The 21,266-nt window shown below is 68.8% G+C and carries 19 protein-coding genes and 1 tRNA gene; 7 read left to right on the forward strand and 13 right to left on the reverse strand.

What is annotated here, in order from left to right; translation table 11 throughout:
* Window positions 1–58: 58 nt before the first annotated feature.
* From FV233_RS01430 to FV233_RS01440, 3 genes are all read right to left on the reverse strand, one after another.
* Window positions 59–979 (reverse strand): histone deacetylase, encoded by a 921-nt coding sequence (locus tag FV233_RS01430; protein ID WP_187278031.1) that lies wholly within the window; start codon window positions 977–979, stop codon window positions 59–61.
* Entirely contained in the window at window positions 976–1,917 is a 942-nt protein-coding gene (locus FV233_RS01435) for an FAD-dependent oxidoreductase (protein WP_147896421.1), read from the reverse strand. The genes FV233_RS01430 and FV233_RS01435 overlap by 4 nt, the downstream gene beginning before the upstream one ends.
* Before the next feature lie 206 nt (window positions 1,918–2,123).
* A tRNA-Leu gene (locus tag FV233_RS01440) sits at window positions 2,124–2,208 on the reverse strand.
* Between the two features lie 136 nt (window positions 2,209–2,344).
* Between FV233_RS01440 and FV233_RS01445 the strand changes: the two genes are divergently transcribed.
* Window positions 2,345–2,926: a YqaA family protein gene (locus tag FV233_RS01445; RefSeq protein ID WP_147853841.1), complete on the forward strand. Its 582-nt coding sequence runs from the start codon at window positions 2,345–2,347 to the stop codon at window positions 2,924–2,926.
* A gap of 2 nt (window positions 2,927–2,928) precedes the next feature.
* On the forward strand, window positions 2,929–3,417 hold the full coding sequence (locus tag FV233_RS01450) for a disulfide bond formation protein B (RefSeq protein ID WP_147896422.1): 489 nt from the start codon (window positions 2,929–2,931) through the stop codon (window positions 3,415–3,417).
* Between the two features lie 11 nt (window positions 3,418–3,428).
* On the opposite strand, the gene FV233_RS01455 is transcribed toward FV233_RS01450, so the two are convergent.
* The 4 genes from FV233_RS01455 to FV233_RS01470 form a co-directional block, all read right to left on the reverse strand.
* Window positions 3,429–3,884 (reverse strand): DUF1178 family protein, encoded by a 456-nt coding sequence (locus FV233_RS01455; protein WP_147896423.1) that lies wholly within the window; start codon window positions 3,882–3,884, stop codon window positions 3,429–3,431.
* Between the two features lie 8 nt (window positions 3,885–3,892).
* Window positions 3,893–4,750: a carbon-nitrogen hydrolase family protein gene (locus tag FV233_RS01460; protein WP_147896424.1), complete on the reverse strand. Its 858-nt coding sequence runs from the start codon at window positions 4,748–4,750 to the stop codon at window positions 3,893–3,895.
* On the reverse strand, window positions 4,743–5,012 hold the full coding sequence (gene grxC, locus FV233_RS01465) for a glutaredoxin 3 (protein ID WP_147853837.1): 270 nt from the start codon (window positions 5,010–5,012) through the stop codon (window positions 4,743–4,745). Before grxC ends, FV233_RS01460 begins: the two co-directional genes overlap by 8 nt.
* 125 nt (window positions 5,013–5,137) lie before the next feature.
* Window positions 5,138–5,494, reverse strand: coding sequence for a response regulator (locus FV233_RS01470; RefSeq protein WP_007558883.1), 357 nt, complete (start codon window positions 5,492–5,494; stop codon window positions 5,138–5,140).
* Between the two features lie 209 nt (window positions 5,495–5,703).
* Here FV233_RS01470 and FV233_RS01475 point away from each other — a divergent pair, with 209 nt between their 5' ends.
* Window positions 5,704–6,606, forward strand: coding sequence for an N-formylglutamate amidohydrolase (locus FV233_RS01475; protein WP_147896425.1), 903 nt, complete (start codon window positions 5,704–5,706; stop codon window positions 6,604–6,606).
* 336 nt (window positions 6,607–6,942) lie between these two features.
* Here the strand turns inward: FV233_RS01475 and galU are convergent, their stop codons facing one another.
* Entirely contained in the window at window positions 6,943–7,809 is an 867-nt protein-coding gene (galU, locus tag FV233_RS01480) for a UTP--glucose-1-phosphate uridylyltransferase GalU (RefSeq protein WP_147896451.1), read from the reverse strand.
* Window positions 7,810–8,223: 414 nt separating this feature from the next.
* On the opposite strand from galU, the gene FV233_RS01485 reads away from it, so the two are divergent.
* Together FV233_RS01485 and FV233_RS01490 are read left to right on the forward strand one after the other, a co-directional pair.
* The gene (locus tag FV233_RS01485; protein WP_147896426.1) at window positions 8,224–9,429 is read left to right on the forward strand and encodes a lytic murein transglycosylase; all 1,206 of its coding nucleotides are present in this window, start codon (window positions 8,224–8,226) and stop codon (window positions 9,427–9,429) included.
* Window positions 9,430–9,526: 97 nt separating this feature from the next.
* Window positions 9,527–10,957 carry an SGNH family hydrolase gene (locus tag FV233_RS01490; protein WP_147896427.1) on the forward strand — a complete coding sequence of 477 codons (1,431 nt, stop codon included), beginning with the start codon at window positions 9,527–9,529 and terminating at the stop codon, window positions 10,955–10,957.
* 50 nt (window positions 10,958–11,007) lie between these two features.
* On the opposite strand, the gene FV233_RS01495 is transcribed toward FV233_RS01490, so the two are convergent.
* The 4 genes from FV233_RS01495 to gltB form a co-directional block, all read right to left on the reverse strand.
* Window positions 11,008–12,441, reverse strand: a complete 1,434-nt coding sequence (locus FV233_RS01495) for a glutamate synthase subunit beta (RefSeq protein ID WP_147896428.1) — start codon at window positions 12,439–12,441, stop codon at window positions 11,008–11,010.
* 68 nt (window positions 12,442–12,509) lie between these two features.
* Window positions 12,510–12,911: a type II toxin-antitoxin system VapC family toxin gene (locus FV233_RS01500; RefSeq protein WP_147896429.1), complete on the reverse strand. Its 402-nt coding sequence runs from the start codon at window positions 12,909–12,911 to the stop codon at window positions 12,510–12,512.
* Window positions 12,912–13,148, reverse strand: a complete 237-nt coding sequence (locus tag FV233_RS01505; protein ID WP_147853831.1) for an AbrB/MazE/SpoVT family DNA-binding domain-containing protein — start codon at window positions 13,146–13,148, stop codon at window positions 12,912–12,914.
* Window positions 13,149–13,163: 15 nt separating this feature from the next.
* The gene (gltB, locus tag FV233_RS01510; RefSeq protein WP_147853830.1) at window positions 13,164–17,879 is read right to left on the reverse strand and encodes a glutamate synthase large subunit; all 4,716 of its coding nucleotides are present in this window, start codon (window positions 17,877–17,879) and stop codon (window positions 13,164–13,166) included.
* A gap of 614 nt (window positions 17,880–18,493) precedes the next feature.
* On the opposite strand from gltB, the gene FV233_RS01515 reads away from it, so the two are divergent.
* Window positions 18,494–19,276, forward strand: coding sequence for a hypothetical protein (locus tag FV233_RS01515; protein ID WP_238259484.1), 783 nt, complete (start codon window positions 18,494–18,496; stop codon window positions 19,274–19,276).
* A 6-nt stretch (window positions 19,277–19,282) separates the two neighbouring features.
* Here the strand turns inward: FV233_RS01515 and fdhD are convergent, their stop codons facing one another.
* On the reverse strand, window positions 19,283–20,125 hold the full coding sequence (fdhD, locus tag FV233_RS01520; protein ID WP_147853693.1) for a formate dehydrogenase accessory sulfurtransferase FdhD: 843 nt from the start codon (window positions 20,123–20,125) through the stop codon (window positions 19,283–19,285).
* 298 nt (window positions 20,126–20,423) lie between these two features.
* Between fdhD and coxB the strand changes: the two genes are divergently transcribed.
* Window positions 20,424–21,263: a cytochrome c oxidase subunit II gene (gene coxB / locus FV233_RS01525; RefSeq protein WP_147853692.1), complete on the forward strand. Its 840-nt coding sequence runs from the start codon at window positions 20,424–20,426 to the stop codon at window positions 21,261–21,263.
* The last annotated feature ends 3 nt before the right edge of the window (window positions 21,264–21,266 follow it).

Genomic DNA, 21,266 nt, shown 5'->3' on the forward strand with positions numbered 1-21,266 from the left:
AAAACCTTTCCGGTCCACCGTTCCGCACTCATGCGTCGAGACCTGATGCATCCGGGCCTCACCTGGAGGCGGGGTCCGCCGCAGCCTCCGCGGCCATTGCCTCGAAGACCAGCGCATGCCGCAGCGCCAGCGCCTCGACATCGTAGGTGTAGCCGCCGCCGATCACCGCCACGACCGGGATGGCGCGGGCGCGGGCCTGCGCGATGACGAACCGGTCTCGGGCCAGCAGGCCCGCATCCGTCAGGCAAAGCCGCCCGAGACGGTCGTCGCGGTGCGGGTCGACCCCGGCATTGTAGAAGACCAGATCGGGCGCCAGCGCGTCGAGAAGCGGCGGCAGCCGGGCGCGCAGCACGTCGAGGTATCCGCCGTCATCGAGACGGTCCGGTAGGCCGATATCGAGGTCGCCGGCGATCTTCTGAGTGGGATAGTTGTTCTCGCAGTGGATCGAGAGCGTGAACAGCTCCGGGCAGAGCGCCAGACAATCCGCGGTACCGTCGCCTTGGTGGACATCCAGATCGACCACCAGGACACGCCGCACTGCGCCCTCCGCCTGCAGCGTGCGGGCGGCGACCGCCACGTCGTTCAGCACGCAGAAGCCCGCACCCTGAAGCCGCCGCGCGTGATGGCTGCCGCCGGCCGCGCTCCCGGCCAGCCCCTCGGCCAGGGCGAGGCGGGCGGCCAGGAGGGTGCCGCCCACGGAGGCGCGGGAGCGGCGGACGAGGGCGGCATCCACGGGCAGGCCGATGGCCCGCTCGATCTCCGGCGGGACCGCGACGGCGAGGACGGCCGCCACGTAGGCGGGGTCGTGCGCGTGGACCAGGATCTCGGCCCCGGCGAGGTCCGGCGTGACGAAGCCGAGCGGCGCCAGTCCCTTGGCCACCAGCGTCTCGGCCAGCAGGCCATACTTGCGCATCGGGAAGCGATGGCCCGCCGGCAGGCTCGATTCGTAGGCCGGGTGGAAGGCGATGGGCGGGATCACGCGGCCGGGCCAAGATCGCCGAGGATCGCCTGGGCCAGCGCCAGGCCGCTGTCATGGGCCGCTTCGATCCGAGGCCCGAGACACCAGTCGCCGGCCGCTCCCAGTCGGAGAGCAGGGTCGTACTGGCACGGGCGACCCAAGGCGGTCTCGACTTGGGCGAAGCGCCAGCGATGCGCCTCCGCGTAGCTCGGCCTTAATGGCACGGCCAGACACGCCGCCGCAGCCCGCGTCAACTCGGACACGACGACCTCTCGCGACAGTTCCAGATGCGCGCGCGACCAATCTGGCTTCGCGTGTACGGTCAGGCGGATGCCGGTGGGCCGCCCGGGCTTCGACGAGTCCGTCGCGATGAGCCCGAGCGGACCGTCCTGCGGCTCGATCAGGGCTGCTGAGGGCGCCTCATCGACCGCGAGCATCAGCGACCAGCACGGCGCGTAGGAGGCATGCTGTATATCGGGCATCGCAAAGCCGGAGGCCGCCAACAATGTCACAGTCTGGGGGGCCGGGAAGGTGATCGCCAGCGCCGAGAACGGACCGTGATGCCTGCCCGCGGCATCCGTCAGGCGCCAGGATGTGTCGTTGCGGTCGATCCGCGTGATCGTCGTGCCGCTGAAGACCGGGAGATCGGCCAGAAGGTCCTGGACCGGTGCGGTCATGCCCGGCACGCCGACGTGGCGCATCGACCCGCCCCAGGGAGCGGTGATCCCGCGCATGTCCCAGCCGGCAATCCGCGCCGCGAAGGCATCGCCGTGCGCGCGCAGGAATTGCGCGCCATGATCGAACTGCATCGTGCCCGAACGGCGGGTCGCCATGCGGCCGCCGACGCCGCGTCCCTTGTCGAACACCTGCACGGGCAGGCCGGCCTCGGCGAGATGGCGCGCCGCCGTGGCGCCAGCCATTCCGGCGCCCAGGATCGCGACGCGTCTGTTGTGACTCACGATATCGCCCCCGGCGCGACGCGGCCCTCGCTCCCGCGTTGACGGCAGAGATAGGGGACGATCCGTCGGAGGTCAGAGCGAACGGTCCGCGACGCAAGCGCTCGTGCGGGTGGCAACCATGCGGCCGAGGCCGGATTCTGTCATGGGCGATGCCGCGATAGGCCCGGTCCGATGCGCGCCATTCGATCGCTCGGTCGCCGAGACGATGGTGCGGGTAGAGGGAATCGAACCCCCACGCCTTGCGGCTGGCGATTTTGAGTCGCCCGCGTCTACCAATTCCGCCATACCCGCGCGCGTCGGGCTCTTCGCATAGGTGTGGCCTTCACGCCAAGGGTGCCGGACAGGTTTTTTGCCGGCGCCGTCGATCTGGCCAAGGCGCGGCGCCTGTGCTCAAAGGACGGCCGCTTCCTCACGACCCGGACCCTGAATGCTCCGCCGGCTCTACGCGTGGATCCTCGCGCTCAGCGGCAGGCCCTCCGCGCCCTACGTGCTCGGGGCCGTCGCCTTCGCCGAGAGTTCGTTCTTCCCGGTCCCGCCGGACGCGATGCTGGTGCCGATGGCGGTCAGCCGCCCGGACCGGGTCTGGCTCTACGCGACGATCGCCACGGTGGCCTCGGTCCTCGGCGGACTGGTCGGCTACGCGATCGGGGCGCTGCTATTCGATTCCCTCGGCGAGTGGCTGATCCGCCTGTACGGGCTGCAGAATTCGGCCGCGACCTTCCAGGATTCCTACGCCCGCTACGGCCATTGGGTGATCCTGTTGAAGGGGCTCACGCCGATCCCGTACAAGCTCGTCACGATCACGTCGGGCTTCGCCCATTACAGCCTGTTCTGGTTCACGGTGCTGTCGATCGTCACCCGCGGAGCCCGGTTCTTCATCCTGGCCGGGCTGCTGGGCCGCTACGGCGTCCAGATCCGCGGCGTCCTCGATCGGCATCTCAACGTGGTCGTGGCGATCTCGGTCGCCGTGATCGTCCTCGGCTTCCTGCTGTTCAAGGTGATCCTGTAGCCATGAACCTCGCGTCGGCGCTGCGCCTCAAGAAGGCGGGTCTTGGGCTGGCTCTCGGCTCCGCTTTGGTCCTGGGGGCCGTGTTGGTGCTGCAATACGGCTACGGCTACGCGCCGTGTAAGCTCTGCCTGACCGAGCGCTTGCCCTTCTACGCCGCCCTGCCACTCGGGCTCGCCGCGCTGTTCGCGCCCGAGCGCTTGGCCCGCTTGGCGCTCGGGCTCGCGGCCCTGGGGCTCCTGTATGGTGCCGGGGTCGGCGTCTACCACGCGGGCGCGGAATGGGGATTCTGGCCGGGACCGAGCGATTGCGGCGGCGGCACGGGTGCGAACCCGGGACAGGTCGGCGATTTCCTGAACCAGCTTCAGACCACGAAGGTGGTCGACTGCTCGGTGGCGGCGATGCGGGTCCTGGGAATTTCGCTCGCCGGTTGGAACGCCGTGATCGCTTTCGTGCTGGCCTCTTTGGCCGGCACCGCCGCCTTGCGTTCCTGAACGCAGCCCGATCAGTTGCGGTCGTCGGGCATGATCGGGATCGGCGCGACGTCGATCCCCTCGTCGATCAGGGCTCGCGCTTCGGCCGGGCTGGCCTCGCCGTAGATCGAACGACCCTCCGCCTCGCCGTAATGGATCTTGCGCGCCTCCTCGGGGAAGCGCGCGCCGACATGCTCGGAATTGGCCACGACCTGCTCGCGCAGCGCCCGCAGCATGGCCCGCACCTGCCGCTCGGGCTCCGCGATCATCGCCAACGGAGCCTCGGCCTGGGTCGCCACCGGCACCGGATGCTGCCCGCGATCGCTGCGGACCACGTTGGGCGCCATCAGCGCCTTCGTGACGTTCGCGCTCTCGCAGATCGGGCAGGTCACCAGCCCGCGCTCCGCCTGCGCATCGTAGGATTCGGAGGACGGGAACCAGCTGTCGAAGCCGTGGGCGGCTTCGCAGACGAGACTGTACCGGATCATGTGTTTGCTTACTGTGCGGCCTGAACCTGAGGCCCGATGCGCTCGACGGTGAACGCGCGCGAGTGTTGCAGTGCGGGAATCCGCGCCCGGGCGTCGGCGACCTGGGCGAGGTCGATCTCGGCCAGGATCACGCCGGGCTCGGCCCCGCCGGCATCGGCGAGCACCCGGCCCCAGGGATCGACGATCATCGAATGGCCGAAGGTCTCGCGACCGTCCTCGTGGATCCCGCCCTGGGCCGCCGAGATCATGAAGGCGCCGGTCTCGATCGCCCGCGCCCGCTGGAGGATGTGCCAGTGTGCCTCGCCGGTCTGCCGGGTGAAGCAGGCCGGTGCGGTGAGCACTTCGGCCCCGGCCTCGGCCAGCGCGCGGTACAGGGCCGGGAAGCGGATATCGTAGCAGATCGTCAGGCCGAGCGTCGCCAGGGGCGTCGCCGCCACGACCGCGCAGGCGCCCCCGGTATAGGTTGCCGATTCACGCCAGCGCTCGCCGCTCGGCAGGTCGACGTCGAACAGGTGCAGCTTGTCGTAGGAACCCAGGATCTCGCCGTCCGCGCCGATCAGGAAGGCCCGGTTGGCGATCTTGTCGCCCGACCGCACCGCGAGCGACCCGACATGCACCATAACCCCGGTATCCCGGGCGGTCTGCCGCAGGCCGGCCAGGGTCGGATCCTGCTCCGCCGCGGTGACGTGCGCGAACAGCCGCTCGCGGCTGCGCTCGACCAGCGAAGTCATCTCGGGGGTCTGGACGTAGTGCGCGCCGCTTTTCGCAGCCTCGCGCACTCCGGCGACGGCCGCGTCGCGGTTGGCGCCCGGGTCGCGGCCCGAGCGCATCTGCAAGCAGGCGGCGGTGAAGCGCCTCTCAGGCATCGGCCTTGTCCGTCAGCAGCGGATCGAGCTTGCCGGCGCGGTCCAGGGCGTAGAGATCGTCACAGCCGCCGACATGGGTCGATCCGACGAAGATCTGCGGGACGCTGGTGCGGCCGCCAGCACGCTCGACCATCGCGGCCCGCCCGCCCTGGGCGCGCTCCACGTCGATCTCCTGGAAGGCGACGCCCTTCTCCTTCAGCAGGCTCTTGGCCGCCGAACAGTAAGGGCACCAGGCCGTGGTGTAGATCGTGACCGGCTGCATGGCGGGCGTCGTCTCGCGCGGGAACTCCCGTCATATAGGAGTATGCCCGTCGAATTACCTATGCCCGCGTGGTCACAGCCGGGCCGAGCCGCATCCCGCGCGGCCCCCGGCGCATCTGAGGTCGGTCAGGCGGCCATCAGCTTCTCGACCTCGTTGACGAGATCACGCAGGTGGAACGGCTTCGACAGGACCTTCGCGTCCTTCGGAGCCTTCGAGTCCGGGTTGAGCGCCACCGCAGCGAAGCCGGTGATGAACATCACCTTGATGTCCGGGTCGAGCTCGGTGGCGCGCCGCGCGAGCTCGATCCCGTCCATCTCGGGCATCACGATATCGGTCAGCAGCAGCTCAAACGGCTCCTCGCGCAGCCGGTTGTAGGCCGAGAGGCCGTTGTCGAAGGACAGGACATCGTAGCCCGCGTTCTGCAGCGCCTTGGCCAGGAACCGGCGCATGTCGTTGTCGTCTTCCGCCAGCAGGATTTTCATCGGCCGTTTCCGAGCCCTCGAGTCGAAATGTTGATCCCATAAAGGGACGCGATGGTAAACAAGGTGTTAGGATCGGAGCCCGCAGCCGGCGCCGCGTGTCTCGAAAACGGCCCTGTGGGCCGTCGGCACCAGAGTGGACAGGCGATCGTTCGCATACCACACTGCGTATCCGCCGCGCTTTTCCAACCGCCGGGGTGTGCACGCAATCCATGACCGCGCCCGAAACGGTACAGCCCGACGCCCTCGGTTTCGCCCCGGCCTTCGCGGTCGAGGAGCCGGCGACGCACATCCTGCCCTTCGTCTTCAATACTGGCCATTCCGGCGCCGTCTACCCCCCCGATTTCGTGGCTGCCTCGCGCCTGGACGCCCTCACCCTGCGCCGGTCCGAGGATGCCCATGTCGACCGCCTGTTCGCCTCGGTTGTCGAACTCGGCGCACCGCTGCTCCGGGCGAACTTCCCCCGGGCCTTCCTCGACGTGAACCGCGAGCCGTATGAACTCGACCCGCGCATGTTCGACGGCCGGCTTCCGCCCTTCACCAACACCCGGTCGATGCGGGTCGCGGGCGGGCTGGGCACCGTTCCGCGGGTGGTGGCGGACGGCCAGGAGATCTACGCCCGGCGCCTGCCGGTCGGCGACGCGATCGCCCGCATCGAGGCCCTGTACAAGCCCTACCACCGGGTCCTGCGCGGCCTGATCCAGCGCACGGCGCGGACCCACGGCCACTGCATCTTGATCGATTGCCATTCGATGCCGTCCTCGAGCCTCGGACGCGACACCGAGATCAAGGCCGACATGGTTCTGGGCGACCGCTACGGGACCGCGTGCGCGCCGGGCCTGATCGAGGCGTTCGAGGCCGCGTTCCGGGCCCAGGGTTTTCGGGTGGTCCGCAACAAACCCTACGCCGGCGGCTTCATCACCGAGCATTACGGCGAGCCCAACCTCGGGCGTCACGCCCTGCAAATCGAGGTCAACCGGGCCCTGTACATGGACGAGGCGAGCCTTGCGACGACGCCGGATTTCCCGAGCCTCGTGAAGGCGTTGCGGTCGGTCGTGGCCGGCGTGGCGGCCGATCTCGGTGACCTCAAGCCCAGCCGGATCGCCGCCGAATAGGCTGCGGCCATTCCGTGTCCGGCGCCGCGTTCATTCCCAAATGATTTTTGCCCGGGGCGTTGATGACGCCCGCCCTGGCCTTCGACGCGAAACGGGCGCCCTCACGCGTCGATCGATCGACGGCGTGGCACCAAACCGGTCCGGAAAAGAAAAAAGGCCACTCCCGAAGGAGCGGCCCGAAGTCTAGGGAGGAAACGCCCAAGAAGGGCTACGGGACCGCGACGCCATCGCGATCTCGCAATGCACAAATGACAGTGCGGCGCACAAGACGCAAGGGCGAAATCGTCGCCGCCCGCGCGCCGAATGCATGGCTCAAGCGCGCAACGCGCAAAGGCCTCAGCTCTGCTTCAGGAGTTTCTCGATCTCGACGCGCAGCGGGCCGGCGAGATCCGGGCGCTCCAGCGCGTAGGCCAGGTTCGCGGTCAGGAAGCCGATCTTCGAGCCGGTGTCGTAGGTCCGGCCCTCGTAGTGCATGCCGAAGAAGTCCTGCGTGCCCATCAGGTCGATCATGGCGTCGGTGAGCTGGATCTCGCCGCCGGCGCCCTTCTTGCCGTGCTCCAGGATCCCGAAGATCTCGGGCTGGAGGATGTAGCGGCCGGAGATGATAAAGTTCGACGGCGCGGTGCCCTGCTTCGGCTTCTCGACCATGCCGGTGATCTCGAAGGACTGACCGTAGGTCTCGCCGACGCTGACGATGCCGTATTGGTGCGTCTCTTCCGGAGCCACCTCCTCGACCGCGATGACGTTGCCGCCGTGGCGCTCGTAGGTCGCGAGCATCTGCTGCATGCAGCCGCGGCTCAGCATATCCGGCAGCAGCACCGCGAAGGGCTCGTCGCCGACGATCTCCCGGGCGCACCAGACCGCGTGACCCAGGCCGAGGGGGGCCTGCTGGCGGGTGAAGCTCGTCTGACCCGCCTTGGGCAGATCGCGCTTCAGCTCTTCGTAGGCAGCGGTCTTCCCGCGCTCCTGAAGGGTGTGCTCGAGTTCGAACGCAATATCGAAATGATCCTCGATCACAGCTTTGCCGCGACCCGTGACGAAGATGAAGTGCTCGATGCCGGCTTCGCGCGCCTCATCGACGACATGCTGGACGACCGGCCGGTCCACGACCGTGAGCATTTCCTTCGGGACCGCCTTCGTGGCGGGCAGGAATCGCGTGCCCAGCCCCGCGACGGGCAGGACAGCCTTGCGGATCGGTTTCATCAAGCGGCAACCTCGGAAACAGAATGGGACGACACGGGCAATGGATCAGGCAGTGAGATAGCCTAGCACGATGCTTCGCAAGGCCTCTACGTCGATAGTATGAGGCAAAGCACCGTAAATATCCCGTCTGCGACCACCTAAAGTGGCCGTTACCAGAAGATATCTCACCAGGCGTTTGAACGCGCGATGAAGCGGGGTCCGCGCCTTGCCTGTCCGTGCCCGGTTCGGGCAAGGCTCCCGGCAGCTTCCCTCGGAGCGGCTTCGGAGCGGGCGAAAACATGGCGGTTCTGATGATGGGCGGGGCCGGGTCTATCCGTAGCCGCCAGGTCGTAGTGCTCGACGGCCGCACCAGCGGGTTCGACCGGGCGCCGGCCTGGATGGGCAAACCCGGTCCGCGTAATCGGGTTTGAGGCGATGCCGTCGCGCCGCACGCTGCTCGCCGCCGCCCTCTGCCTCGTCCCCGCGGTAGCCCGGGCCGCGAAGCCGCCGGGTCCGAACGCCGCCTTCCAGGCGTTCGTCGCGACCCTGCGTCCGGAGGCCGAAGCCCGCGGCGTCTCCGCCGAGACCTTCGCGGCCGCGTTCCGGGGCATCACGTCACCCGATCCCGGCGTCCTGGCGCGGACGCGCCAGCAGGGCGAGTTCGTGAGGCCGGTTTGGGATTACCTGGTCGGCGCGGTCTCGGCGGGTCGCATCGCCCGCGGACGCGAACGGGCGGGCACCCTGGCGTCCACGCTGAAGGCGATCGAGGCACGCTACGGCGTCCCGGCGCCGATCGTGCTGGCGTTCTGGGGGGTCGAATCCGATTTCGGCGCCAGCGCCGGCAGCCTGTCCACGATCCGGGCGCTGGCGACCCTCGCGGAGGCCCGACATCGCGGCACGCTGTTCCGCGACGAGTTGCTCGCCGCCCTGGCGATCCTCCAGCGCGGCGATATCGCGCCCGAGCGCATGAGCGGAAGCTGGGCGGGGGCCATGGGGCAGGTGCAGTTCCTGCCATCCACCTACTTGGCCCACGCTGTCGATTTCGACGGCGACGGCCGCAGGGACATTTGGACCAGCGACGCGGATTCGCTCGGATCGATCGCGGCCTATCTCAAGGATCTGGGCTGGGATCCGACGGTGTCCTGGGGCTACGAGGTGCGTCTGCCCGAAGATTTCGACCTGACCGCCTATGCCGGGCCGCTCTCCGGTTTCGCTGCGCGGGGTGTCCGGCGCACGGACGGAAAGCCGTTGCCCGGGCGCGGGGACGCCGCGCTGTTCCTGCCCGGGGGCCTTGGGGCGCCGGCATTCCTGATCACCGGCAACTTCGAGGTGATCCGCCAGTACAACACCTCGGATTCCTATGCGCTGGCCGTCGGACACCTAGCCGACCGCCTGGACGGCGGCCCGGCGCTCGCGGCGCCCTGGCCTACGGGACCGCGCCTCGACGGTGCGGGACTGCGCGCGCTGCAGACCGGTCTGGCGACCGCCGGCTTCTACGAGGGCCCGACCGATGGACGCGCCGGGCCGAAGCTGCGCGACGCCGTGCGGCGCTACCAGATCGCGGCCGGCCTGCCGGCGGACGGGTATGCCTCGCCGGCGTTGCTCGCCCATGTCCGGGCCCGGCACGATCCGGCGCGATGATCCGTGCCCATGGGCGGGTTTAGACGCGCAAGCCGGTCTCCCGTATAGTGCCGCCTACCGACCGGTGTTTCGGTCGCCTTCAAGGTGCGGGATCTGCATGGGAGTCGCAGTCTGGCGTCGTACGGCGCGTCCGGCCATCCTCGGACTCGCCGTCCTGCTGAGCCAAGCGGGCCTGTCCCTGGTTGGCGGCACGTCCGCCCAGGCGCAATGGGGCGACAGCTATCAGCGGCCCGAGGGCGGCGCCTATTACGAAGCCCCGCCGCGGCGGCGCCCGCGCGATGCCTACTATCGCGACGACGGCTCCACCGCCCGCCAGCCCCGCTACGCTCCGCCCCAGGAAGCACCGCGGCAGTTCTACTGGCCGTGGGAGGACCGGCCCCAGCCGGTCGCTCCGCCGCCGGAGCGCACCTATCGGGCGCCGCGCCCGCGCAGCACGATCGGAAACGCGGACGCGCAGCGACCCTCGCCGGCCGTCAAGCGCCGGGAACGGCCCGCCCGGGCGCCGGTGCCGCCGAAACCCACCATCGCGAAGACCGCACCGAACGTCCAGATCGCCGTGTTCGGCGATTCGCTGGCCGACCACCTCGCCCACGGCCTGGACGACGTCTTCGAGGACAATGCGGACATCGCAGTCGTCGATCGGGCGAAGGGCGACAGCGGGCTTGTGCGCAAGGACGTGGTCGATTGGCCCAAGAGCGCGGAAGACTACCTGCGCACCAATTCCAAGGTCCGCTACGCGCTGGTCATGCTGGGCGCCAACGATCGCCAGCCGATCCGCGAGGGTGACGAGACCGTCGATCCGCTGACCGATCGCTGGAAGGCCCTGTACCGCGCCCGGGTCGAGGCCCTCGTGAAGGTCTTCGCCGACCACAAGGTGCCGCTGGTCTGGGTCGGGCTTCCGCCGGTGCAGAGCGAGAGCCTGAGCCGGGATCTCGCGAGCCTCAACGACATCGTCCGGGACACCGTGACGAAGGCCGGTGCGACCTATGTCGACATCTGGCCCGGCTTCGTCGACGACCGAGACCGCTACGCGTCCTCTGGCCCCGATCCGGAGGGGCAGATCGCCAAGCTGCGGACCGCCGACGGCGTGCACTTCACCAAGGCGGGCGACCGCAAGCTGGCGCATTTCGCCGATGTCGAGTTGAAGCGCCTGATGGGTACGGCCGCGCCGGCGCTGACCGATCCGCCGCCCACCGCGACCGTCGCACCGGGGGCGCCGAGCGTGACGCCCGGTCCGAGCCTCGACGGATCCGGGCAGCCCACCGACACCGCGGCGATCGATCGGCAGATCACAGCGATGCTGCCGAGCCTGCCGGAACCTCCGGGCGTCCCGGCTCTGCCGGTCAAGCCCGCAGCCGGGCCGGTCGTGCCCCTCGGGCGTACCGAGGTCTCTCCCGGCGGGACGCTGCTGACCGGCCGTCCGCGCGATTCCGACAACCTCGGCACCGTGGAGCGGACATTAGTCCGCGGCAACGCGCCGATGCCCCAGCCCGGCCGCGCCGACGACTTCCGCTGGCCCCCCGGCTGAGCAATGAGCCCGGCGCGGGGTTCGTACCGCGCGCCGGGACCGATCCTTCCTTAACGCGGCAGGACGCTCGCACCCATCAGGGCCTCGTCGATGGCACGCGCCGCCTGACGGCCCTCTCGGATCGCCCAGACCACCAGGGACTGGCCCCGGCGCATGTCGCCGGCGCTCCAGATCTTCGGATCCGAGGTCCGGTAATCCTCTTCGTTCGCCTCGACGTTCCCGCGCTTGCTGACGCTGATGCCGGACTGGTCGAGCAGGCCCTTCTGCACCGAGCCGGCAAAACCGATCGCCATGAAGACGAGGTCGGCCGGTAGGATGAACTCGGTCCCGGGGATCGGCTGCCGCTTGGCGTCGACCCGGGCGCAGACCACGCCGGTCAGCCGGCCTTTCTTGTTGCCGTCGAGCCGCAGCGTCGCCGCCTGGAACTCGCGCTCGGCGCCCTCCGCCTGGCTGGACGACGTCCGCATCTTGGTCGGCCAGTACGGCCATACCGTCAGCTTGTCCTCGCGCTCGGGGGGGCGGGGCCGGATGTCGAGCTGCGTCACCGACAGCGCGCCCTGACGGAACGCGGTGCCCACGCAGTCGGAGGCGGTGTCGCCACCGCCGATCACCACGACGTTCTTGCCCGAGGCCAGGATCGGGGCTTCGCCGTTGCCGCGCATCGGCTCCGCGGCCACGCGCCGGTTCGACTGGATCAGGTAGGGCATGGCGTAGTGGACGCCTTCGAGTTCCTGCCCGGGCAGCTGCGGGTTGCGGGGATCCTCCGCGCCGCCGCAGAACATCACCGCATCGAACTCGGCCTTCAGTTCGTCGACCGGCTTGGTCACGCCGACGTTCTGGTTGTAGTGGAAGACGACGCCCTCACCCTCCATCTGCCGGACTCGGCGATCGATGTGGCGCTTCTCCATCTTGAAGTCGGGAATGCCGTAGCGGAGCAGGCCGCCGGCCTTCGGCTCGCGCTCGAACACGTGCACGTCATGCCCGACCCGGGCGAGCTGCTGGGCCGCCGCGAGGCCGGCCGGGCCGGAGCCGACGACGGCCACGCGCTTGCCCGTGCGCATCGATGCCGGCTCGGGCTTGATCCAGCCCATGTTCCACGCGCGGTCGGCGATCGCCTGCTCGATCGTCTTGATCGCCACCGGCTGATTCTCGAGGTTGAGCGTGCACGCCTCCTCGCAGGGCGCCGGGCAGACGCGGCCGGTGAACTCCGGGAAGTTGTTGGTGGAGTGGAGGTTGCGCGACGCCTCCTCCCAATCCGACTGGAACACGAGGTCGTTCCAATCCGGAATCTGGTTGTGGACCGGGCAGCCGGTCGGGCCGTGGCAGAACGGGATGCCGCAATCCATGCAGCGCGCGGCCTGTTTGGTCAGGTCGTGCTCGTCGAGCGGCAGCGTGAACTCGCGGAAGTGCCGCACGCGATCGGCCGCGAGCTGGTACTTCTGCTCCTGCCGGTCGAACTCGAGGAAACCCGTGATCTTGCCCATCGATCAGTCCAATCGCGACGCTATGTCTTTTGCCGGGTCATCTTGCGCTCGAGCGGGATGGCGATCGGTCATGGCCGAAGCCAGTTCTCGATTGTCAAACCGCCGATCCGCGCGAATTCCCGCGTGTTGTCCGTGACCAGCACGCTCCCATCGGCGAGCGCCTGAGTTGCGATGAGCAGGTCGTTGGCCCCGATCGGTGTCCCGGCCCGCTCAAGCCCGAGACGGAGATCCGCATAGATCGCGTCGTACGGCAGCCGCCAAGACTCGATCGAGAACGCTTGGAGCACCGCCTCGACCTGTCGTGTCAGCCGCTCCGAACCCTTTCGCGTGGCACCGTACCGAAGTTCCGCCGCCACCACGACGCTCGTGTAGATCCCGGCTTCTCCGATCCGCCGCACCTGCTCCGCTACCGCTCCCCGCGGCGCCCGGATCAGCGCCGAATGGATATTGGTGTCGAGCAGGTAGCGCATTCACAACCGTACGTCTTCGGGTGGCGCGTCCGTGATTGCCGGCCAATCCTCGTCGAGATCTTCAAGGCTGTCGAGGAGACCGAGAAGGGATGGGCGGGCCACCGGCTCAAGGACGAGTTTGGCGCCATCCTGACGGAGTAGCACCTCATCACCGCCCAGCATGAAGCCGGGCGGGATTTCGAGCCGCTGACCGTCCTGAGTCCGGACCAAGCGGACCCGTACTACCGGTTCGCCCATCGTCGCCCCCAATCCCTACTCCGCTGCCACCGGCATCCGCGCCATCTCCATCTCGCGCAGCGCGCGGCGGTATTCCACCGGCATCACCTTGACGAACTTGGTGCGGAAGCTCGCCCAATCGTCGAGAATCTGCTTGGCCCGCGGGCTGCCCGTATATTTGAGATGGTTGGTGATGAGCTGGCTGAGGCGCTCCTCGTCGTGGCCGGACATGTCGGCCAGGATGTCGACGCGCCCCTTGGTCTCGAGATCGCCGTCCTGGTGGAAGCGGCGCATCAGGTCATCTTCCTCCTCGACGGGCTCGAGATCGACCATCGACAGGTTGCAGCGGGCCGAGAACGAGCCGTCCTCGTCCAGCACGTAGGCGATGCCGCCCGACATGCCGGCCGCGAAGTTGCGCCCGGTCTCGCCGATCGAGACCACGACTCCGCCGGTCATGTACTCGCAGCCATGGTCGCCCATGCCTTCGACCACCGTGATCGCGCCGGAATTGCGGACCGCGAAGCGCTCGCCCGCGGAGCCGCGGATGTAGCACTCGCCGGCGATCGCCCCGTACAGCACGGTGTTGCCGACCATGATGGTCCGGTCGGGCGGCGACCGCAGCGCGTCGCTCGGCCGGATGATCAGCTTGCCGCCCGAGAGGCCCTTGCCGACATAATCGTTGCCGTGGCCGGTCAGCTCGATGGTGACGCCGGCCGCGACCCAGGCGCCGAAGCTCTGGCCCGCGGTGCCCGCCAGCTTCACCACGATGGTGTCGTCCGGCAAGCCCTCGTGACCGTGCGCCTTGGCGACCATGCCGGACAGCATCGCGCCCGCGGCCCGGTCCGAGTTCCGGATCACGTCGGTGACGACCACCGGCTCGCCGGTCTCGACGGCGTGCCGGGCAGCCTCGATCAGGCGCCGGTCGAGGACCGTGTCGATTGGGTGGTGCTGCTTCTCCACGTGCCGGATGGCGATGCCCTCCGCCACCTTGGGGCGATGGAACAGCTTGGTGAAATCGAGCCCGCGCGCCTTCCAGTGGGCGATGGCCTCGACCTTGTCGAGCACGTCGGAACGCCCGACCAGCTCTTCCAACTTGGTGAAGCCGAGGGAGGCCAGGATCTCCCGCACCTCCTCGGCCACGAAGAAGAAGTAGTTCACCACGTGCTCGGGCGTGCCCTTGAAGCGCTTGCGCAGCACCGGATCCTGCGTGGCGACACCCACCGGGCAGGTGTTGAGGTGGCACTTGCGCATCATGATGCAGCCGGCCGCGATCAGGGGCGCGGTCGAGAAGCCCATCTGGTCGGCGCCGAGCAGGGCCGCGATGACCACGTCGCGACCGGTGCGGATGCCACCGTCGGCCTGGAGGGCGACGCGGCCGCGCAGGCCGTTGAGCACCAGCGTCTGCTGGGTCTCGGCGAGACCGGTCTCCCACGGTCCGCCCGCGTGCTTGAGCGAGGTCAGCGGCGCTGCGCCGGTGCCGCCGTCATAGCCCGAGATGGTGATGTGGTCGGCCCGCGCCTTGGCGACGCCGGCCGCCACGGTGCCGACGCCGACCTCGGATACGAGCTTCACCGACACGTCCGCCGACGGGTTCACGTTCTTCAGGTCGAAGATCAGCTGGGCCAGATCCTCGATCGAGTAGATGTCGTGGTGCGGCGGCGGCGAGATCAGGCCGACGCCCGGGGTGGCGTAGCGGACCTTGGCGATCTTGGCGTCGACCTTGTGGCCGGGCAGCTGGCCGCCCTCGCCGGGCTTGGCACCCTGCGCGACCTTGATCTGCATCATGTCGGCATTCACGAGGTATTCCGTCGTGACGCCGAACCGGCCCGAGGCGACCTGCTTGATCGCCGACCGGCGCGAGCGCCCGTCCGGCAGCGGCTTGAACCGCTCGACCTCTTCGCCGCCCTCGCCCGAGTTCGAACGACCGCCGAAGGAATTCAGCGCGATGGCGAGCGTCTCATGCGCTTCCTTCGAGATGGACCCGTACGACATCGCCCCGGTGGCGAAGCGCTTGACGATCTCGGAGGCCGGCTCGACCGAATCAACCGGCACCGGCTGGCGGCCGAGTTCGGTTGCGCTCCGGAGGCGGAACAGACCGCGCAGGGTCTTGAGCTGGTTCTCCTGCCGATTCACCAGCGCGGCGTATTCGCGGTAGCGCTCGGGCACGTTGAGGCGCACCGCGTGCTGGAGCGTCGCGATCGTGTCGGGCGTCCAGGTGTGAGCCTCGCCGCGCAGCCGGTAGGCGTACTCGCCGCCGACATCGAGGGCGTCGCGGTAGATCGGGGCGTCGCCGAAGGCGTCGCGGTGACGGCTGACGGTCTCCTCTGCGACCTCGGCCATGCCGACGCCCTCGATGGTCGTGGCCGTGCCGAAGAAGTCGCGGCTGACGAAGGTCGAGTTCAAGCCGATCGCATCGAAGATCTGCGCGCCGCAATAGGACTGGTAGGTCGAGATGCCCATCTTGGACATCACCTTGAGCAGGCCCTTATCGATCGCCTTGATGTAGCGGTAGATGATCTCGTCGTCGGTGAGGTCCGGCGGGAACTCGTCTTTCATCGCCAGCAGCGTTTCGAAGGCGAGATAGGGATTGATCGCCTCCGCGCCATAGCCGGCCAGGCACGCGAAGTGGTGCACCTCGCGCGGCTCGCCCGATTCGACCACGAGGCCGACCGAGGTGCGCAGCCCCTTGCGGATCAGGTAGTTGTGCACCGACGCGGTCGCCAGCAGGGCCGGGATCGGGACCCGGTCCGGACCCACCGCACGGTCGGTCAGCACGATGATGTTGTAGCCGCCGCGCACCGCCGCCTCGGCCCGGTCGCAGAGGCGGTCGAGCGCCCCGTCCATGGCCTGCGCGCCCATCTCGGCCGGGTAGGTCATGTCCAGGGTCTTGGTGTCGAACCGGTCCTCGAAATGGCCGATCGAGCGGATCTTCTCCAGGTCGCCGTTGGTGAGGATCGGCTGGCGGACCTCCAGGCGCTTGCGCCGGGATGCGCCCTCCATGTCGAGCAGGTTCGGCCGCGGCCCGATGAACGAGACGAGGCTCATCACCGCCTCCTCTCGGATCGGGTCGATCGGCGGGTTGGTGACCTGCGCGAAATTCTGCTTGAAGTAGGTATAGAGCAGCTTCGATTTCTCGGAGAGCGCCGAGAGCGGCGTGTCCGTCCCCATCGAGCCGACCGCCTCCTGGCCGGTGACGGCCATGGGCTGCATCAGCAGCTTGAGGTCTTCCTGGGTGTAGCCGAAGGCCTGCTGGCGATCGAGCAGGCTCACGTCGGAGCGCGTCTCCCGCGCCACGACGGGCTTGAGGTCTTCCAGCACGATCTGGGTGTTCTTGACCCAGTCGGCGTAGGGATGCGCGGCGGCAAGCTCGCCCTTGATCTCCTCGTCGGAGACGATCCGGCCCTTTGCCAAGTCGATCAGCAGCATCCGGCCGGGCTGCAGGCGCCAGGACTGGACGATCTTCTCGTCGGGGATCGGCAGCGTGCCCATCTCCGAGGCGAGCACGACCAGCCCGTCATCGGTGACGATGTAGCGGGCCGGGCGCAGGCCGTTGCGGTCGAGGGTGGCGCCGATCTGGCGGCCATCCGTGAAGGCCACGGCCGCGGGGCCGTCCCACGGCTCCATCAGGGCGGCGTGGTACTCGTAGAAGGCGCGCCGCTCCTCGCTCATCAACGGGTTGCCGGCCCAGGCCTCCGGGATCAGCATCATCATGGCGTGGGCGAGCGGGTAGCCGCCCTGCACGAGGAACTCGAGGGCGTTGTCGAAGCACGCGGTATCGGACTGGCCCTCGTAGGAGATCGGCCAGAGCTTCGAGATGTCGTTGCCGAACAGGTCCGAATCGACGCTCGCCTGCCGGGCCGCCATCCAGTTGACGTTGCCGCGCAGCGTGTTGATCTCGCCGTTATGGGCGACCATCCGGTAGGGGTGCGACAGGCGCCAGGTCGGGAAGGTATTGGTGGCAAAGCGCTGGTGGACCAGGGCGATCGCCGAAACGAAGCGCTCGTCCTTCAGGTCGAGGAAGTAGTCGCCGATCTGGGTGACCAGAACCATGCCCTTGTAGACGATGGTCCGGGTCGAGACGGAGACCGGGTAGAACTCCTTCACCCGCGGGTCGTCGAGGGCGTAGACCTTGTTGGAGATCACCTTGCGGGCGACGAAGACCCGCCGCTCGAACGTGTCCTGGTCCGAGACGGAGCCCGGCCGGCCGATGAACACCTGGCGGTGATGCGGCTCGGTGGCCTTCACGGCGACGCCCAGATCCTCGGGATCGACCGGCACATCGCGCCAGCCGAGGAGCGGCAGGCCCTCGTCGGCCAGGGCCGCCTCGATGATTCCCTCGATGATCGCCCGGGGCTCCTCGGCCTTGGGCAGGAAGAACTGGCCGATGGCGTACTGCCCGGCGGGCGGCAGCTCGAAGCCGAGGCGCGAGCACTCGTCCGCGAAGAAGCCGTGTGGGATCTGCGTGAGGATACCGCAGCCGTCGCCCATCTTGGGGTCGGCACCCACCGCACCGCGATGGTCGAGATTCTCGAGGATCTTCAGGCCTTGCTGAACGATGGCGTGGGTCCGGCGATCGTGCATGTCGGCGATGAAGCCGACGCCGCAGGCATCACGCTCGTTGGCCGGATCGTAGGCGCCCTGGGCTTTGGGCAGAGCGGGATCACGCACCGTGAGCGGCACCGCGCCGCCGCGCGGGGCGGAAGCCTGGAACTCGGAAGCAGCAAACTCTTCGGCGGGTCCGCGCTGTGCCATGCTTCGTCTCGTCCTTCCCTCGATCCCCTCCGCCGCCAGTGGACCCGCGAGCATGTTTCATGCCCGCGAGCCGCAGCCGTGCGGCGTCCCGACCCGATGCCGCAGGCGATCCGGTCGGTCCCCGCGAGGACGTGCCCGTCGACCTTCGTTCATCGAAAACCCGGACCGCTCCAGGAGCGGCGTGCTGGCGCGCTCGAGACCGCCGGCCGAATTCCCCGCTGGCGCGCGGGACGGCGACGGCCGGCATGCGCGGCCAATGGGACAGTTCTGCTGTCCTAAGTCGCGAAATTGGCAGATTGAAACCGTTTCAGCAAGGGATCGCGCGTGCATGCGGGCGCGGCATCCGCGACTGCGCTTAAACCGCCGTTCATCAATCGCTTCCGCAATCTCGCCCGAATCACGCGGTCTACGAGCAGTGCCGAGCACAAGCGGCATGCGGGGCAACGACCTCGCCGGCATGGTCGAGGTCTGGGCAAACCGGCCCGGACCATGCCGGAACCGGATACTCTGCCGGGTCTCCAGGACGGGAACGCATCAGAGTGATGATCGAGAACGGAACGGCTCGCCGCGCAGCGCGGCGGGTTCTCAGCGCAGCCCTTCTGTCCGGCGGAATGATGCTGGGCCTCTCTCAGGGCGCCCGCGCGCAATTCGCCTTCGAGGACGAGATCCTGCCGCCGCGGGTGATCGCATGGCGCCTGGCCGATCGCGGCTTCAGCGGCGTGAGCCGTCCGCGATTCGACGGGCGCGTCTACGTCGTCGACGCCGTGAGCCCGACGGGTGTCCCGATGCGTCTTTTCGTTGATCCGGCCGCGGGCGCGATCGTCGGACGCCAGCGTATCGGCGCGCCCGAGAGCTATGCCCGGTTGGAGCGGCCGGGCGCCGGCTTCGGATGGACCGAGGAGGATGCTGCACCGCAGCGTCTCCTGAGGCCGGGGATGCCGGATGGCGTCCCGGCTCCGGCTGCGCGTCCGGCGCGCCGCGCGAGCCCCGAGGCTCTGCGTCCCGATCTCAATCCCGATGGCCTGAACCCGGATGGCCGGGCGCGGCCCGAGGCGCCCCGCAAGGTCGCCCGCGCCCCGGCGCCGGGGCGCCAGCCGGAGTTGAAGCCGGCGCTTCGCAACGTTCCGGAGGCGCCTGCCCCGAAGGCCGCCCCCGCGGAGGCATCCAGGGCGGATCCTGTGCCTGAGACGAAGTCCGCGGCCATCGAGAAGGCGCCTTCGGTCAGTCCGGTCCAGGCGGCACCCGCGAAGCCCGCAGCGGGCACGGTCGCCGAGGCGGCCAAGCCCCCGGCATCCGATTGGAAGGATCCGCCGCCGGACAAGAAACCGGTGCGAATCATCGGCGGTGCCACGATCGTCCCCGGCGCCTCCGAGAAAGAGCCCGGCGGCGCCCAGTAGCGCTGGCTATTCTGTCGCGCTCAGCCGCTGCGCGCCGGTAAAGACGGTCAGCGTGTCCGAACGGGCGATGGCGCAGAGCGTGATCCCGTGCGCCCGGGCGCGTTCCAGCGCCAGCGACGTCGGCGCCGAGATCGCCACGATCACGGCGGCGCCGAGACGCGCGGCCTTCTCGACCATCTCGAACGAACACCGACTGGTGATCACCAGGAAACCGTCGGACGGATCGGTGCCGGCCCGCATGGCCGCGCCGATCAGCTTGTCCAGGGCGTTATGGCGGCCGACATCCTCCCGGACGGACGCCAGGGTGCCGTCGAGCCGAGCCCATGCTGCCGCGTGCACGGCGCGGGTCTCGGCACCCAGCACCTGCGCGGCGTCGAGCCCGGCCAGCGCCCGGGCGATCGCCGGGAGCGAGACCTGGACGTCGGGAGCGCCCCGCATGTCGGCGCGCGGCAGCTCCGCCAGATCCTCGATGCCGCAGACACCACAGCCAGTCCGCCCGCTGATGGCGCGCTTACGCGCAAGGTGCTCCCGCAGGCGACCGGGGGCCAGCTCGACGTGGAGACGCAGCCCGTCCGGGCCGACCTCCACCCGCGTGGCACGAATCTCGTCGGCGGATTCGATGATCCCTTCCGTCAGGCTGAAGCCGTAGGCGAAATCCTCCAGGTCGGCCGGCGTCGCCATCATGACGGCATGCGGCACGCTGCCGTAGACCAGGTTGACCGGCGTCTCGACGGCGAGCACCCGCGTCCCCGCCCGAGGCGCGCCATCGGCATAGGCCACGACTTGCATCGGAGCCGGGACCGTGCTGGCCGGAAACTCCGCTGAGACATCCCGTTGTGCCGTCAACATCCATTGCTCCGAAAGACCGCTCCGGTGCCGCGATCGCGCCGGATACGCAGCGGCGATAGCGAATCGGCGGCGGCGAAAGACCGGTGTCGCGTGCCCGGGAAACCGCCCGAATCAGTCGGAAACCACCCTCTGCGACGCTTGTGCGGTTGCACCTGGAACGTCCTTGTGGTCTGAAGCCGCGATCGGATACATGCCGGGTAACACAACTGGCAGTCCGTCACGTCGGCACCATCCCGCGCTCATTCAAGACGGGAAAGTCCGACGGGAAATCAAATCGCAGGGGAGCAACGAGAGGCAGATGCGGACGGTGCGGACGATCACCCGATCACCCTTGAGCCTCGCCGCCCTCGGCGCCCTGCTCGCCTCGACATCCGGGGCGCTCGCCGCCGGATTCGGTCAGCCGGTGCCGTGGGAGATGAGCCGGCAGATCCCGGTCACCGAGAACGCGCGCGACATCCTCAGCTTCGAGATCGGCCTGCACTGGCTCTCGCTGGTGATCTCGGTCTTCGTGCTGGGACTGATCCTCTGGTGCGTCTTCCGCTTCAACGAGAAGACCAACCCGACCCCCTCGCGCACCACCCACAACACCGCGATCGAGATTGCCTGGACCATCGTGCCGGTGCTGATCCTGGTCGCCGTGGCGATCCCGTCGTTCCGCCTGCTGCGGACGCAGCTGGCGGATCCGAAGGCCGACATGATCGTCAAGGTCATCGGTCATGCCTGGTACTGGTCCTACGAGTACCCGCAGACCGAGACCGGCGGCGGTTTCACGTTCGATGCCAACATCGACGAGGACAAGCAGCCCCGCCTGCTCCAGACCGACAACGAGATGGTCGTGCCGCTGGGCAAAATCGTGAAGATCCAGGTCACGGCGGCGGACGTGCTGCATTCCTGGGCGATGCCGGCCTTCGGCTTCAAGATCGACGCCGTGCCGGGCCGCCTGAACCAGATGTGGTTCCGGGCCGATAAGGAAGGCACCTTCCACGGCCAGTGCTCGGAGCTGTGCGGCCAGCGTCACGCCTACATGCCGATCGTCGTCCGCGTCGTCAGCGAGCAGGCCTATGCCGACTGGCTGAAGGAAGCGAAGACCAAGTACGCGCGCATCGACAACGGAACGAGCTTCGCCGAAGCCCGCTGAAGT

This window comes from Methylobacterium sp. WL7 (assembly GCF_008040085.1).
Lineage (GTDB): Bacteria > Pseudomonadota > Alphaproteobacteria > Rhizobiales > Beijerinckiaceae > Methylobacterium > Methylobacterium mesophilicum.